This is a genomic window from Streptomyces sp. 71268 (genome assembly GCF_029392895.1).
Lineage (GTDB): Bacteria > Actinomycetota > Actinomycetes > Streptomycetales > Streptomycetaceae > Streptomyces.
Window position 1 is genome coordinate 7,841,278 of the sequence record NZ_CP114200.1, and the last position, 15,975, is coordinate 7,857,252.

10 protein-coding genes are annotated in these 15,975 nt (G+C 74.3%); 4 read left to right on the top strand and 6 right to left on the bottom strand.

Annotated features, from left to right (window positions below):
• Positions 1-6 precede the first annotated feature (6 nt).
• The 3 genes from OYE22_RS31240 (at position 7) to OYE22_RS31250 (ending at position 3,701) form a co-directional block, all read left to right on the top strand.
• Complete coding sequence (locus OYE22_RS31240; protein ID WP_277323545.1) at positions 7-1,866, top strand: fatty acyl-AMP ligase; 1,860 nt, start codon at positions 7-9, stop codon at positions 1,864-1,866.
• Positions 1,848-2,138 carry an acyl carrier protein gene (locus OYE22_RS31245; protein WP_277323546.1) on the top strand — a complete coding sequence of 97 codons (291 nt, stop codon included), beginning with the start codon at positions 1,848-1,850 and terminating at the stop codon, positions 2,136-2,138. Before OYE22_RS31240 ends, OYE22_RS31245 begins: the two co-directional genes overlap by 19 nt.
• A gap of 711 nt (positions 2,139-2,849) precedes the next feature.
• Complete coding sequence (locus tag OYE22_RS31250; protein WP_277323547.1) at positions 2,850-3,701, top strand: universal stress protein; 852 nt, start codon at positions 2,850-2,852, stop codon at positions 3,699-3,701.
• 553 nt (positions 3,702-4,254) lie between these two features.
• On the opposite strand, the gene OYE22_RS31255 is transcribed toward OYE22_RS31250, so the two are convergent.
• From OYE22_RS31255 to OYE22_RS31280, 6 genes are read right to left on the bottom strand one after another with little or no spacing between them, the layout of a single operon-like run.
• Complete coding sequence (locus tag OYE22_RS31255; protein WP_277323548.1) at positions 4,255-6,663, bottom strand: hypothetical protein; 2,409 nt, start codon at positions 6,661-6,663, stop codon at positions 4,255-4,257.
• On the bottom strand, positions 6,660-7,898 hold the full coding sequence (locus OYE22_RS31260; RefSeq protein WP_277323549.1) for a metallopeptidase TldD-related protein: 1,239 nt from the start codon (positions 7,896-7,898) through the stop codon (positions 6,660-6,662). The genes OYE22_RS31255 and OYE22_RS31260 overlap by 4 nt, the downstream gene beginning before the upstream one ends.
• Positions 7,895-9,271: a TldD/PmbA family protein gene (locus OYE22_RS31265; protein WP_277323551.1), complete on the bottom strand. Its 1,377-nt coding sequence runs from the start codon at positions 9,269-9,271 to the stop codon at positions 7,895-7,897. Before OYE22_RS31265 ends, OYE22_RS31260 begins: the two co-directional genes overlap by 4 nt.
• The gene (locus tag OYE22_RS31270; RefSeq protein WP_277323552.1) at positions 9,268-11,736 is read right to left on the bottom strand and encodes a lantibiotic dehydratase; all 2,469 of its coding nucleotides are present in this window, start codon (positions 11,734-11,736) and stop codon (positions 9,268-9,270) included. Before OYE22_RS31270 ends, OYE22_RS31265 begins: the two co-directional genes overlap by 4 nt.
• Entirely contained in the window at positions 11,733-12,845 is a 1,113-nt protein-coding gene (locus tag OYE22_RS31275; protein WP_277323553.1) for an FAD-dependent oxidoreductase, read from the bottom strand. The genes OYE22_RS31270 and OYE22_RS31275 overlap by 4 nt, the downstream gene beginning before the upstream one ends.
• Positions 12,838-15,267, bottom strand: coding sequence for a hypothetical protein (locus OYE22_RS31280; protein WP_277323554.1), 2,430 nt, complete (start codon positions 15,265-15,267; stop codon positions 12,838-12,840). Before OYE22_RS31280 ends, OYE22_RS31275 begins: the two co-directional genes overlap by 8 nt.
• Before the next feature lie 400 nt (positions 15,268-15,667).
• On the opposite strand from OYE22_RS31280, the gene OYE22_RS31285 reads away from it, so the two are divergent.
• The gene (locus OYE22_RS31285) at positions 15,668-15,895 is read left to right on the top strand and encodes an ammosamide/lymphostin RiPP family protein (RefSeq protein ID WP_277323555.1); all 228 of its coding nucleotides are present in this window, start codon (positions 15,668-15,670) and stop codon (positions 15,893-15,895) included.
• Positions 15,896-15,975 lie beyond the last annotated feature (80 nt).

The following is a 15,975-nucleotide window of genomic DNA, read 5'->3' on the forward strand; positions in this document are numbered from 1 at the left end:
ACCAGCGTGAACACCGCACCTTCACCGGCGGCGCGGGCGTCCGGCCACCGCGACGCCCGTCCGTTAGACGCCCGTACGATCGTTGAGGCACTGCTGATCCGCGCCACGGGGCCGCACGCCGACGAACCGCTGCTGACCGCACTGGACGCGGGCGGCGAACCCGTCGAGCGGCTGACAGCGGCCGGGCTCGACACACGGGCCAGGGCGGTGGCGGCCGCACTGCTGGCGGTGGGCGGCGTGGGAGACCGGGTGATCGTGCCGGCCATGCCCGGCCTCGACTTCCACGTGGGCTTCGTCGGCTGCCTGTACGCGGGAATGATCGCCGTGCCCGTCCCCGCCTTCCGTGCCTCCGCCACCCGTGGGTCGGCGCGCGCCGACCGGCTGTCGGCCATCTGCGGGGACTGCGCCCCGTGCGCCGTGCTGGTGTCCTCCCCGGAGGCGGCCGAGGCGGCGGACCCAGACCGACTGCCCTCGGTGGCCTGGGTCGCCATACGGGAGGCCGCCGGGCCCACGCAAGCCGCGGAATCCGCAGAAGCCGCGGCCACCCCGGCATTGCCCGACCCCGCCGCCCTCGACCCGGACACAACGGCCCTGTTGCAGTACACCTCGGGATCGACCGGTGACCCGCGCGGCGTCATCGTCGGCCACGGCAACCTGGTGGCCAACCAGACCGCGATGCGCGACCGGTGCGAGGTCGGGCCGGCCACCACGATCGTGTCCTGGCTGCCGTGCTTCCACGACATGGGACTGTGCACCGCCGTCGTGCTGCCCCTGGTGTCCGGGGCGCGCACCGTGAGCATCGAACCGGCGGCCTTCGTCCGTGACCCCCGGGTGTGGCTGCGGGCCATCGCCGGCGAGGACGACGTGTTCACCGCCGCCCCCGACTTCGCGTACGACCTGTGCGTCAACCGCGTTTCCGCGGAGGAACGCGCGGCCATCGACCTGACGTCCTGGCGGGTGGCGATCAACGGCTCCGAGCCGGTACGCGCCGCGACCCAGCGCCGGTTCGCCACCGCCTTCGAGGCGAGTTCCTTCCGCGCCGCGGCGTTCTCGCCCGGGTTCGGCCTCGCCGAGTGCACCCTCGGGGTGAGCCTCAGCCCGTCGCTGGTCCCGACGGTGGTCGCGCACTACGACCGGGACGCGCTCGCCGAGGGCAAGGCGGTCCCCGTGGCCCCGTCCGACGACGGCGTCGAACTCGTCGGCTGCGGCCCGGCACTGGAGCGTACGGACATCCGCATCGTCGATCCGCACACCCGCAGCGCGCTGCCCGAAGGGGGCGTCGGCGAGATCTGGGTGCACGCGCCGGGAAACTGCCGGGGCTACTGGGGCCGGGCGCGGGAGTCCGAGGAGGTCTTCGCCGCCCGGATCGAGGGCGCGGACCCCGAAGCGGTCTTCGTGCGCACGGGCGACCTCGGTTTCCTGGAGGACGGTGAGCTATTCATCACCGGGCGGATCAAGGACCTGCTGATCATCGGCGGGGAGAACTACTTCCCGCAGGACGCCGAGGCGGTGGCCACCCAGGCGCACCCCGCGTTCGCCCATCAGCGCGCCGCCGCCTGGTCGCGCGGCGCGGACGACCGTGAGGTGGCCGTGGTGGTGGAGACCACCGAGCGCGACCCGGAGCGGCTGGCCGTGGCACTGCGCGCCGCCGGGATCGCCGTGGCCAAGGCGATCCCGGCCACGATCACGATGTACGCGGTGGCCCGCAACAAGATTCCACGCACCACCAGCGGCAAGGTCCGGCGCCGTGAGTGCGGCCGGCAGACAAGGGCGGGACAACTGACGCCGCTCGGCCAGTGGTCCAGCACAGCGCAGGTGGTCCAGCAGAAAGCAGAGGGGGACACATCGTGGGGGCAACACCGGTGATCACGGTGGACCGTGCCGTCGAGCGGTTGCGGAGGCTGCTCGCCGACACGGTGGAGATGGAGGTGGGGTCGGTGGACCCCGAACTCCCGCTGAGCGCGTTCGGCATCGACTCGGTCAACGGCACGGTGCTGATCAACGACCTGGAGCGGTGGTCCGGGGTGACCCTGAGCCGCGATCTCCTGGTCGGCGAGCTCACGGTCGTCGAACTGGCCCAGGAGCTCATGGAGGCACTGGGGCGAGGCACCGAGGCCACCTCACAGCCCTCGGCCTGACGCCTTGCCGGCTCCGCCCCCGGGTGGGTGGAGCCGGCAAGGCCGCTGCCTCTCCGGCGGCGCGTACGGACCGGCACGGCGGTACGTGACCGGCGCGGGCAGCGGAGCGGGAGTGGTGGCGCGCGGGGCAAGGAGCGGTCATGACAGCGCGGCTATTGCAGCCGGGCGCTGCGCCGCAGGCGGATCTCCCGGCCGCACCGCTCGCGCCCAGGAGCCCGGCCATCTCCAGTCACCAGATGGCGGTCACCCCGCGTCCGTACGATCTGTGGGAACCGAGCCGACCCTCCCACGTCCACCGGTGATGGTTGTTACTAGAGCGCGCCTCGATCACCAGCGGTTGACCGAAGGCGCGAACGACGGCTGCTTTCATGGCGTGCCCTCCTTGCGACCGCGCGGAGAGTCGGTGTTCTTCCAACCCTCCGTTCCACCTCCGAGCCTGCGCCGGCCACCACCACCCGCACAGCGGCTACCCGTCCCGCCCCCAGGGCCACGGGTCCCCAGGTCACCCCCGCCGAGCGCCGAACGTCCCGACTCCCTCACCCGTGCGACGAGGACGGCGCGCCTGTGGTCCAATTCCGGTGACGCGGTTCGCCGGACAGCGTCGGCCCGGCACCGGGTACGGCGGTGCGGGCGGTCGCCGTGGCTGGGCCGACCGACACGACCACGCGGCTGTGCCGCCCCGGCCAGCCACTCTCGGATGGGAAGGCCACCATGAACGCACCCGCCACAGCTCTCCGTGACCACGTGGTCGTCGGCACCGACGGTTCGCCTCCCGCGATGGCGGCCCTGGACCGGGCGGCGACCGAGGCCCTCCGCCGCGCGGTACCGCTGGAGATCGTGCACGGCTGGTCCTGGGGAGGGGCCTACGAGCCCACCGACGACTCGTCGGCCATCCTGGACGCGGCCCTGCGGCGGGTGGCCGGCCAGCACCCCGACCTACCGGTCGTGACGACCTCCGTACCGGAGGACGCCGCGAGCGTACTCGTGCGCCGCAGCGGCGACGCGAGCCTGACCGTGCTCGGCACGCGCGGACGCGGCGGATTCACCGGGCTCCTGCTGGGTTCGGTCACACTCCGGGTGGCCGCCCACTGCCACAGCCCGCTGCTCGTCGTACGAGGCACCGCCGACCGGCCCGAGCAGTCCCGCGAGCCGACGGTGGTGCTCGGCGTGCGGTCCGCCGCGGACTCGGCCACCACCGCCTTCGCCTTCGAGGAAGCCGTACGGCAGCACGCCCGACTGCTGGCCGTGCACGCCCGGCCCGGCCCCGCCGGAAGCGAGTCGGGCGACTCCCCGGCGCCGGCCGAGCAGGCCACCGAGCCGCCGGACCGGGCGGTGTCCGAGTGGCGGGCGACGTACCCGCACGTGGACGTGGAAGCGCGGACGGTACGGGGCGACCCGGCACGCACCCTGGTCGAGGTCACACAAGCGGCGACGGCCATCGTCATCGCCGTGCACCGCCGCACCACGGGCCTGGGCATGCAACTCGGCCCGGTCACGCACGCCCTGCTCCAGCACTCCCACGCCCCCGTCGTCCTGGTCCCACCCGGCGCCCGGTCGGCCTGAGAGGGGTTCTTCGGATGCCGTAGTGCCGGTCGCGGACCATTGCCGACGGCGTGTCGACACCAGAGGGCGTCGACCGGATGTTCATGGTGAACACCGGCGCGTTCAGGGTTCAAGCGCGAGCTCGCCACAGGCGGGACCGCACGCTACGACACGTACTCCTTTCAGCCCAAGGAACCCGACGGTTCCAACGGCGACGGCAGCGCGGTGGACGGCATGTCCATCAACTACACGGGCTACGACATCAACGCGCCCGGCAGGCGCCTGGTCGAGTGGGGCCGGCCGAGCCGCGAAGAGGACCGTAAGGGCGCATACGCTTTGCGCACGGCCCGTTGCAAGACAGGATCCCGGCGCTGGCCGGTGAGTCGATCTACGAGGAGAACGGAAGCCGGCAGGAGAACGCCGAGGTGCCACGCTTCTCGGACGACATCCTCACTCCGGCGCGCGGCTGGCGGCACGTTATTCACACTGCCGACCAACCGGGACATCAAGCGATCTTGCAAAGGGCTCTGGGGGCCGAGGCCGGGGCCGGCTCACTCACGGAACTCCTCAATTCTCACCCTCGCACGGCCAACGCCCGCACCTCGAAGGTGCGCCCATCGGCCAGCCAGAGATCTTGAGGGCCTGGCAGCATCTCGCTGAACGTCACGACGGGGCGGTCCGTGCCGTTCGGGGCGTGGCGCAGGAGGCCCGCGAACGCGCCGACGGACAGCGGGTTGCGGAAGTCGAGCAGGGTGGGCTTCGGCTCCCACGGCAGGCGTACGAAGACCAGCTCAGGCATGCCCTGCTCGAACCGGAACGCCCGTGCGGCCAGGAGCTGTTCGGCGTCCCGCAGTCCGCCGATGGCGGGGGCGGGCGTCCGCCAGGTGGCCCGCTGCGCCACGGTGCGCCCGACGACGACGCGGGGCCGCAGTGGCCCCAGGCCGAACGGCACGCTCTGCACAGCGGGAAAGGAGAGCGCGGCCAGCGGGTCGAAGGTGGCGGTGGCGGGACGGACGGCGGGCAGCAGCCACAGTGGACCGTGCGAGTCCCAGAGTGTGACGCTGCCCCCCTCGTCGCCCTCGTTCGATTGGCTCGATTCTCTCCGTACGGTCAGCTGCGAGGCGGGCAGGGCCGCGTGGTCCGGTAGATGGGGGCGCAGCTGCACCGCGACGGCGGGCTGTCGGTACTGGAAGATCTTGGTGTCGCGGCCGGTGACCAGCCAGGCCGCCCTGCGCCCGGTGCGCTGGAGCGCGCCGAACAGCCAGCTGTCCCGCCGCGCGTGGGCCCCGGGGTCCCGCAGGCGCGCGAAGTGGTCCGTCGGGAAGACGGACAGCAGATGCCCGGCGTGCGCCTCGCCGAGGACCCAGCGCAGGTCGCCCCGGAACGCGGCCGTCGCGTCAGGGGCCGCGAGCAAGAGGTCGACGGAGGTGAAGACCGGCCCGGTCACGGCGTTCGTGAGCGACATCAACTCCGCCGGCTTCAGGCGTACTTCATCGGCGGACTCACCCACGAGCGCGGCCATCTCCGTCTCGGCCGGGGTCGGGGCCGACACGGCAGGCAGGGCCGCGGCGGCGCGGAGGAAGGTGGGCAGTGGAACCGCGGGCCTGCCGGGCCACTCCCGGTCGTACAGCGCGGCGGCGGCCCGCTGGTGCTGCCGGTGCCGCTGGCAGGCGACCGCGGCCCAGTAGGTGAGGACGGGGGCGAGGTCGTCGGGCAGTTCCGCGGCGGCCGGGCCGCCGACGGTCAGGGAGAGACGGTTCTCGCGCTCCTCGAACAGCACGCTGCGGTCGGCGTACATCCGACCGCCGCCCTGCCGGGGAGTCCCGCCGGTCAGCGCGGCGACGCGGTTCTCCGCCCTGCCGAGCGCCGCGCGCCGGGCGACGCTTCCCGAGGCCGTCCCGAACGCCCGCATGTCCGCGCGCAGTTCGCCCAGCCGTGCCAGCCACTCCCGCGCCGCGGCTCGCGGCCCCAGGTCCCGCAGCCAGGCTTCGAGCGAGGCGAGCGGGTCGGCGGTCCACAGGTCGAGCGGCACCTGGCGGACGAGCGCCCCTATCCCGAGAAGCCGGTCCGGCGGCGGGTCCGGGACGGGTGGGGGTGGGGCGTCCGCGCCGGGGCGGAGAGCCGACCAGAGTTCCGCTTCGCTCGGGCTCACCCGCGTCGAGCGCCCGCTCGGCAGATGCGTCAGCCGCCCCTCCGTCAGCGTGAACATCGGCGACCTGCGCAGCACCAGGTGGTGGGCGAACTCCGGCTCGGCGGCGATTAGTTCGGCCAATTCGCGGACCGTTCGGGGGCTGCTGAACACCACCGGAGGCCCGTGCCCGGGCGTGCCGTCGACGCGCAGCGGCTCCGGCGCGTCCGGGCGGAAGGTGGCGGCACCGATCGGTCCGAAGTAGCTGTTGGTCTCGTTCTTGGCGACCAGGCGCTGTAGATACAGCAGGAACCGGTGCTCCAGGCTGCGGACGCGGCTGGTGCGCGTCGGGGGCAGCGGGGCGTGCGCGAAGCGGTGGAGCGCCTCGCCGAAGGACGGGCTGAGCAGGCCGACGGCCTCCAACAGCGTTTCCCCGCTGGCAAGTTCGTGCAGCCGCCGCCGTAGCGTCGGGACGCCTTCGGTCCAACTCCCGGACAGGCGGGACTCGGCTTCCCGTACCGCCTCAAGCCGTCCGTTCCACTCCCGCAGCGCGTCTCGTACGCCGGCCGGTGCCGCCTCCGGTGCCGCCACCGGGCGGTTCTTGCCCACCGCCGTACGGCACTTGCTGAGCACGCGGCGCGTCTCGGGGTCACCGGCCGCGTCGACGGCGGCGGGGAACGCGGCGGTCAGCAGCTCGGCCCGGTGCTGACGGGCGGCCGCCCAGCGCGCGTCCAGCTCGGCCTGCGCGGCGAGCAGCGGGGGAGGGGACAGCCGCTCCCACCAGGAGAAGGGGAATCCGGCCATCCGCAGGGCGGCCTCCGGGTACACCGACCAGCCGCCCGTCGTGTCCGTCACCCGACGCTCCCCTCGGAAAGGAGCACGGCGGGGGCGGCCAGGCCGCGGAAGACCGCCGAGTGGTGCAGCGTCGGGCCGCACGCCACCACCGTACGGAGCCAGCCGAAGAGCCCCACCTCCAACGTGACCGGGCCGACGGGACGGTCGCGCTCGCCGGCGCGCACGTGCCAGCCGAACAGCTCCAGGCGGATCTTCCGGCCGCCGTCGGTCCGTACGGCGGGGCGGCACACGGTGACCGCTTCGAGCCCGGTGCCGAGGAGGGTGCGCAGCTCGTCCACTCCGTCGGAACCACCGCTCGCACCGGCCCCGCCACCGCCCTGTGGCAGCAGCGCGAAGCCGCGGACGGCGGGCCCTGTGGGGCCGTCCGGCTGGCTGCGCACCGCACAGCCGTTGGGCGGGCACCCGAAGGCGGCGGCCGTCGCCCGCGAGTGCAGGAACCCGCGCAGGACGCCGGACTCCAGAAGGACGTTACGCGCCGTGGGCACGCCTTCGTCGTCGACGAGGGAGCCGTACGGCCCGTCCAGGCGCCCGTCGTCCACCACCGTGACGGCCGGGGCGGCGATCCGGCGGCCGACCCGCTCCCGCAGGGCCCGCATGCCGCCCAGCACGTTGGTGCCGTTGACCATGCTGGCGAGGAGGTTGACCAGGTGCAGGGCGACGGCCGGGCGCAACAGGACCGGCATCGTGCCCCGTAGCCCCGACCCGGCGTCCCGCACCGCGAGCAGTCCGAGGCGCTCCTCGCGCGGAACCAGCGGGTCGGGCAGCCGATCCCCCCAGGTGACGGCGCCCTCCAGGTGCTGCCCCCCGGCGCCGCCGACCCAGTGCCGCAGCCGCCGGTGCGTGTGCTCCCACCGGGTCAGCCCGTCGGCGTCCAGGACGGTGACCTCGCTGGACGTCTCGGCGTACTCGGCGTCGACGACCTCGGGGCAGGGCTGTCCGGTGGCGGGGTCGAGGAGGCACGCGGACACCCGCTCCGCCGCGTCCGTCGGCGGTGGGTGCGGTAGCGGCGGCGCGGCGCCGTCGGTGAGGTCGGTGGACCAGTGGGAGCCGGTCCGCACCGACACCACGACGGAGCGGTGGGTGCCGCCGCGCTGGGAGACCGCCCCGTCGTAGCCGGTGCGGTACGCGGAGGTGACGGAGTCCGTGACGCGGACGCGTACCTCGTCCGCGTCGTGTGCGGCCCGGTGCGCGGCGATCCGCCGGGCGAGCCGGTCGGCGGGCGGGATGTCGGTCATGCGCCGGTGACCCCCAGGGCACGGATGCGGACGGTGGGCTGCCCGACCGACACTTTGAGCGGGAACTGCCCCTGTTTGTTGCAGTGGTAGCCGTACGCCAGGAAGTCCAGGTCGTCGCAGACGACGTCGATCCGCCGCAGGACGTCCGTGCCGGAGCCGTGCAGGGTCGCCGACCGTACGGGAGCGGTGATGCGGCCGTTCTCGACGAGGAAGCTCTCGGTGACGTCGGCGGTGAACTCGCCGCCGCTCATGTCGGTCTCGCCGGTCACGACGGACCGCACGTACAGCCCGCGACGGATGCCCGCGAGCGCCTCCTCCGGCGGGGCCTGGCCCGCCGCGAGATACGTACAGCTCATCCGGGACAGCGCGGGGTGGGCGTGGTCGAGGCGTCGGCCGTTGCCGGTCGCGGGGTGGCCGGTACGCCGGGACACCTCGCCGTCGGCGAGGTATCCCGCGAGCACGCCCCGGTCGATGAGGGGGGTCGGCCCGGCGGCCCGGCCCTCGTCGTCGACCCGGTACAGCGGCGCCCAGCTCGGCATGCCGGGGTCGTCGACGACGGTCACCAGGGGCGAGGCCACGCGTCGGCCGAGCAGGTCCTGGTAGGCGCCCCCGGGCGCGCACGCCACGTCGGCCTCCAGGCCGTGCCCGCACACCTCGTGCAGCAGCGCGGCGGGCCCGGCGGGCCCGAGGACCACCGGCAGTTCGCCCTCGGGCGGGTCGACCGCGTCGGTCCGCGCCAGGGCGGCGCGTACCACCTCGTCGGCGGCGGCCAGGTGCCGGTCGCCCTTGAGCAGCAGCTCCAGGGACGTGGCGGAGACGATGCGCAGGCCGCGCGCGGTCGCCGGGGCGCCGGCGATCCGCGCCCCAACGCGCAGCTCCAGATACAGCCGGTCGTCGGTGGCCAGGGTCCCGTCGGCGCGCAGAACGGCGATACGGGTACGGGTGGCGTCGGCGTTGATCAGCGGAACGAGCCCCGGGTGGCCACCGCTGAGCATGCGGTCGGCCAGCTGTCCGGCGAGGCGCGGCAGCGCCGCCGCCACCTCGGCGGGCAGCTCGTCCCCGGCGTCCAGCGCCTCCCGCCCGGCGGCCTCGGGAGCGGCGGCCGCGCCGGAGCCCTGGGCGGCCTCGGCGAGGCGGTGCAGTGCGGCGGCCGAGCAGGCGCCGGTGAACGTGTGGCGGCGCGCGCCGGGGCCGACGGTCTCCAGGGCCGAGCCCGCGGTGCTGTGCCGGGTCGAGGTGACGGCGTCACCGCGCAGGGCGGTCTGCTGCGTGGCGCCGCGGCGCAGCAACGCGAGGGTGGCCGGGCCCAGTTCGCGCAGCACCGGAGCCAGCGCGGCGTGCTCGCCGTCGCCGAACAGCTCGGCGGGGCTCACTCCGCGTCCCCTCGTCCGGTCTCTCCCAGGCGCGCCGACACTCCTGGTGGTCCCGGTTGTCCCGGGCCGTTCGTCCGGTCGAGCACCATCGTCGTACGCAGTTCGGCGCAGTGTCTGCCCCGCTCTCCGCGCAACCACAGCCCGTCGGGTCCCGGCAGCAGCTCCGTGAGGACCACGTGGTCCCGCACCGCCCGGGCCGAGAGGTGGCGGCCCAGGTCGAGCAGCGCGGGCGCCCGCAGGTCGAGGAGTACGGGCTTGCGCTCGCCCGGCACCTTGAGGAAGCCACGGCGCGGCAGCCCGTGGGCGGTGGCCGCCGCGCGGGCGGTGCGAAGAAGCCGCAGTTCGTCGACCGCCTCGCCCTGCCGTGGGAACAGCTCGGCGCGGTCCACCTCCCAGCGGGCCCGCGCCAGGACGACATCGCCGAGCACCACGCGCGGTGTGCGAGGGGACTGCCCGAAGCGGACGGGACGGACCCGGGGTGGGGCGAGGACGTTGTGCACGTCGGAGTCCAACTCGCCGTGATGGAGGAGGAAGTGCGGTACGCCGGGCGCGGTGCACACCAGCCTGCCGCCGCGCAGCACGACCCCCACGTCGGCCAGCGGCAGGCGCGGCCGGTCGCCGTGCGGCGGCGTACTGCCGAGGTCGACCACCGGGCCGGGGAAGTCGAACGGCACGATCTTCGCCCGGCGGGAGCCGAGCACGACCGCCATCGTGGTGTCCGCGCAGGCGCGGCGCAGGAGGTCGGCGCCCGCCTCCTGGACCTGCTGCCGCTGGGGGTGGAACTGCAGCGCCCACCCCCAGATCAGCAGGGTGTCGTGGCACTCGGCGAGCACCAGGTCGCCGTCGCCCGCGAGGACGTCGGCGAGGCTTTCGGCCCGGAACATCACGTCGGGCGAGGCGATCAGCGGGTCGGTACCGAGGTCCACCGGGGGGAGGTCGGCCGGGTCGACGCGCAGCGGGCGGTCGGGATCGGTGTGTGCCGCCCGCTCCACGAGTTCCGCCAGGCGCAGACCCGCGGGCGTGAGCGGCCCGTCGTCCGGTGGTGCCGCGTCTGTCGCGTCTGGTGCGGGCGTACGCAGCAGGGTGAGCAGCGGGACCGTGGCGCCCGAGGCGAGTTCGGGGTGGCGCTCCAGGAACTGTCGGGTGAGCCGGGCGTGGCGGGCCACGGCCTCGGCGGCGAGCAGGTCGAGCGCCGGTGCGAGCCGATCGCGCAGCCGGTCCCGCAGCGCGCGCCCGAGCGGCAGCGGGCTGACACTGCCCAGCGCCTCCTCGTGCACCACCAGGCGGTCCGCGTACCACTCGCCGCCGCCACGGCGCACCGCTCCGTCTCCCTGGCGGGCGATCTCCCGCTCCAGCTCGGCGAGCAGCTCCCGCCGTCGCTCAAGGCCCGCCGTGCCGAAGGCCGCCAACCGCCCCTGGACACGGTCCAGAAGGTGGAGCCAGTCCGCCCCGGTGGGGAACGAGGCGACCTCCGCGCGCAGCCACCCGAGCGCGTCGGTGACGGTTACCGGCGGGCGGCAGTCGAGGAGGAGCAGGCCGCGGTCCGCCGCGTGCCGCGCCGTCGCGAGGACCGTGTCGGGGGAGGCGCCGAGCGACCGGGCCAGTTCCGTCACCGTGTGGCGGCCGTCGGCGGCGCGCAGCAGTGCCAGGGTGGCGGGCGGCAGGCTCGGCCGCTTGCCCGCGACGGTGAGCGGCTCCGCGCGGGAGACGAGGCCGCTGGTGCGCGGGCGCAGGTACGGCTGGACGGCGGGATCGGCCGCGACCGCGTCGGCGAGGACCACCACCGCCCAGTACGCGAGCGAGGCCGAACGCAGCGCCGGGGCCGAGACGAGGGGCTCGGTGCCGGTCGGCTCCTGGCCGAACTCGGCGTAGTTGACGGGGCCGAAGAACGACGTGGTCTCGTTCTTGGCGGACAGCCGCTGCAGGTACGCGGCGAACTGGCGGCGCAGTCTGCGGGCGGGGCCCCGGGAGGGGCGTGCCGCCAGGGCGGACAGTTCGCCGATGCCACGGTCGTGCATCGAGGGGCTGGACAGCCACACGGCCTCGCGCAGGGCGGGGTCCGCGACGGCCTCGACGAGCGCCCGGTGGCTCTCCCCGGTCTCCTCGTCCGCGCACCACCCGGCGGTGTGCCGCGCGTCCCGCACGGCCGCGAGGCGCTTCGCGTACTCCTGGAGGGCCGAGCGCACCGGCTGGCTGTCGACGGCGGTGTACAGCTCGTCGGGTGCGTCGTCGTGGCGGCTCAGCGCCTTGCGCAGCTTGCGGGAGAGGCGCGGCTCCACCGCCGACGGGTCGGCCCGTATGGCGGCGACCACCCCGGTGACCGCGTCCGCGAGGTCCGACTCGGCCCGGTCGAGGTCAGCGAGGGCGGCGTCGGTGCGCGGCCAGTCGAGGGCTTCGACGAGCTGCCAGGGGAAGCCCGTGCTGCGGAGGATCGCGTGGTCGTGGAGCAGCCATCGACCGCTCATAAGGTGGTCCTCGCCGGGTCGAAGTCCACCAGTTCCGCGGGCTGTTCACCGGAGACCAGCGCGGCCACCAGCTCGCCGGTGCGGCCCCCGGTGAGGATGCCCTGGCCGCCGTGGCCCGTGGCGACGACGACGCGGGGGTGGCCGGGCAGTCCGCCGATCAGGGGGCGGCCGTCCTTGGTCGCGGCGCGGAAGCCGTACCAGGTGTCGACCACCCGGGCCGTGCGGAGCGCGGGCCAGTTCCGGGCGACGTGGGCGAGCAGCATCAGGGTGCCTTCGACCGTGGGCCCCGGCGTGAGACCGGTGTCCTCCTCCGTGGCCCCGACCAGCACCGTGCGTCCGTCGGGTGCCGGGGCGAGGTAGAGCGGGCCGGAGACGATGTGGCGGGGGCGCTGGTCCGCCGACTCGGGGGCGAGGCGGAGCATCTGGCCCCTGAGGGGTCGTACGGGAAGCGCGGGCAGGCCGGGCAGCGCGCCGGCCCAGGCGCCCGCCGCCAGGACCAGGGTGTCGGCGCGGACCGGACCGTCGGGCAGCTCGGCGGTCACGCCCTGGTCGTCGGAGCGTAGGCCGAGGAGCGGGCAGTCGGTGCGCACGGTGACACCGGCCCGGCGTGCCTCGGCGACGAGGGCGTCCACGTAGGCGGGGGCGTCGACGACGGTGGCACCGGGATCGACGTAGGCGCCGTGCGCGGCCTTCCGCATCGTGGGCTCCAGAGCGGCGACCTCGTCCGGGGAGGCCCAGGAGCCGAGGAATCCGGGGTGCTCGGCCGCGAGCGCGGCCAGGCGGTCCGCGGCCGCCTCGTCGGCGACGGGCCGCAGCACTCCGCAGGCCCCCGACAGCGGGCGTGCCGGCGTCGCGAGTCGGTCGAGGTCCTTGGCCAGGGTCCGCTGACCGCGGAGCGCGAAGGCGAGCATGGGCGGGTCCTGGAGGAGCCGCACGGAGGGTACGCCCACCCCGGCGGCGGCGCGGGAACCGGCTCCCGGCTCTTGGTCACGCTCGATCAGCAGTACGCGGGCGCCCGCGTGGGCCAGTTCGCGCGCCGTGGAGGCGCCGACCACACCGGCGCCCACGACGATCACGTCCGGCCGCCGGGCAGCGCTCTTGTCAGACATGGTGCTCCGCATCAGGGACGGTCGAGCCAGGGACAGTCGGATCAGAGGCGGGCGAGGAGGCTTCCCAACCCACGGTCAACCGCCACTCGCAGCTGACGGGTCGTCCCGCGGGGCGCAGCCACCACTGCCCGGGCTCGGGCAGCATCTCGGTCAGGTCGACGGTCGGGGACTTGCGCAGGTAGTGCGAGAGGTGCAGCAGGCTGGTGGGGCAGTGCAGGTCAGCGAAGACGGGTTTGCGGGCGGCCGGTGACTTGGCGAACACCCGTCGGGGCAGGCCCAGTTGTTCCCTCATTTCAGCCGCCGCCCGCACGAGCGGCACCGGGTCGCGGGCCGCCGCCAACTCGCGCGTCCGGTCGGCGTCGAGACGCCACCGGCGACGCCAGGCCACCACGTCGCCGACCAGGACGCGGGGCGCGTACGCGGCCTCGCGCAGCGGCAGCGGGGCGATCACCGGCGGCGGCCCGAACAGCCAGTTGGCGGGGCTGCGCGGGTGCCTGGCGCGCAGTCGTACGGGAGTGCCGTCCGGGGCGGCGAGGCGCAGGACACCGCCGCTCTCGTGGACGGTGAGCTGTGCCGCGTCCCACACGCGGGGGTGCGGCTGGGCGAGAGCGGCGCGGAACCGCACCGCGGGACCCGGCAGTTCCCGTTCGAAGGCCTTGCCCTGGGTGCGGCGGCAGACGAGAGAGGCGACCTCGGGGCCCGCCCCGGCCGACGAGGTCCCCATGGTCCCCGAGGTCACGGCGGCCACCGCGGCCTCCGTGGCCGACGGTTCGGGGTCGAGCACGGACAGCTGGGACCACACCTGGGCGCCGTGGTGGACCTCGCCGATGACGAGGGGGTTGTCCGCCATGGACGTACGGGCGGGGTCGGCGCACAGGAAGATGTCGGGGGAGACGACGAGGCCGGGCGGCGGCTCGGTCAACAGGGGCGCGAGCGCGGCCGGTTCGAGGTGGGCGGTGCCGTCGATGGTGCGGGAGTCGATCAGCGCGTCGAGCCGGTCGAGCCAGGCGATGGGGCCGGGGGCGGCCTGGGCGTCGGCGACCGGTAGCGCGGCGTCCAGCTCCGCCACGAGCCGCAGATAGCTCACCGGGCCGCCGCGGGACAGCTCGGCGTGGAGCGCCAATGCCCGGTCGTGGACCGCGCGTTGCACGACGGTGCTGTAGGAGGCGCACAGCAGCAGCGCGGGGGAGAGCCTGCGGATGAGGGTCTCGGTCTCCCCGGCCGGCACGGCGCACTCGGTCACCCCGCCCCGGTAGTCCTCGGTGACGAGCAGCCGATCGGCGAAGTGGTCCCCGGCCCCGCGCCGGGCGGGCTCACCGGTGGCCTGGGTGAAGGCGGCTTCCAGCGCGTCGAGGTGGGGAACGTGGCCGGGCTCGGCCTCAGCCCCTCCGGTCGACTCCGTCGCCTCGCGGACCAGCGCGGCCACCGTGTCGCGCCACGGCTCGGCCACGGTGGCGCCCGAGCGCACGAGGTCGTCCAGTTGGCCGAGGAGCCAGGCGCCCGGGTCGTCCAGTGCGGTGGGGACCAGCGGGCGGCAGGTGAGCAGGCCGTGGGTCAGTAACTCCTCCACCACCGAGGGGTCGGGGCACCAGGACCGAAGCTCCGCACAGCTGTACCGTCCCGGCGCGGCGCGGCGCAGCACAGCCGCGTGGTGCGCGCCGAGGCGCACGCGACGGTCGGTCGCGGCGATCAGGAGTTGCCCGTCAGGGGTCAGTGCGCAACCGTCGCGCAGCCGCACCGGAAGGCGCTCCGCGAGGGCGGGGTCCCGGGCGGCGCGGTCGGCGAGCGCCTGGACCGCCCAGTGGGCGAGCCGGACGCTGCGTGCCTGTACGGGCCGACGGGCGTAGCGAAGCCGTGTGGTCGCCGCTTCGCCGCTGTCGCCGTTCTCGGCCTTCGCGGCTCTCTCACCGGTGTCGCGGGTGTCGCCCGTGTCGAAGGCGCCGTAATCGACGGGGCCGAAGAAGCTGACCGTCTCGTTCTTGGTGGCGAAGCGCTGGGCGTACGCGTACACCGTCCGCTCGGCCTGCCGGGTGGCCGAGCGGCGCCCCTGGGGGTCGGCCCGCATGGTGCGGGCCATGATGGCCGCGGCCCCCGGATTGGAGACCGTGAGCGCGGCGGCGAAGCGGCGGTCGGCGAGGAGCGCGCGGAGCGCGTCGCGGCCGTGTTGCGCGGCGCGACGGACCGCGTCGTCCAACTCCTGTTCGGCGCTGTCGAGCAGAGCGAGGCAGGCGTGCCAGTCGCGGACCCAGGCGGCGTCGAAGTGCTCGGCGACGGCCTCGGGGACCGGGCGCAGGGACGTGACCTCCCGCCGCGCCTTGTACACGGCCCTGAACAAGGGGCGGTCGGCCCGCGGGGCGCCGTCCGGCCGGTGTTCGAGCCGGTCCACGGCGGCATCGAACCGCTCCGGCCACTGCCGCAGCAACTGGGCCGCCCGCGCACGGGGTTTCGCTACGCGATCCAGGGCCTCGACGACCTCGGCCGCACCGCATTCCGTCAGCTCAATCGGGAATCCAGCGCTCCGAATAAGAAAACGGAATACGGGACGCCACTTTCCTGTAATCCCGGGCGTAATGATCTCGGGCATTGCCCTCCCTCGGGAGCCACGAGGTCAGCGTGGAACCACTCCATGATCGGAAAGATTTCATTTGGGGGCCTTGCGTGTCAATAGTGACGGCCCCTACAGTTTCTTCGGCTACGCCTTGCTCGTCTTCTTCGAGTGCGCCCTGACCGGAGTGCGCCCTGACTGGTCCGAGCGGTTCCGCATAACGTCAGGGCGTCGGGGCGGGAATCGATAAAACACCGGATACAACGAGAGGATCGTCATGTCCGACAGCGAGAAGGTCCTGGACGCGAGCACCGCCGATGTGGTCGAGGGGGCCGAATCGGCTACGGGCGAAGTGGACAATGCCGAGGAGTTAACCCCTACGGCAGCCACCGAGCCCACTGAAGCGGCACAGCAGGACGGTCTTGACGACGGCCTCGACGACGATCTCGACGACATGGAATTCATGCTCGACGAGATCGAGAACCGCATCGCCCCGCTGGCCTGAGAACATTCCCCATATGCTGCGAAGGCAGAACGGCGTGAAGGTACCGCCGACGCTTCTGTTGCTGGGCGCACCGCCAGTAT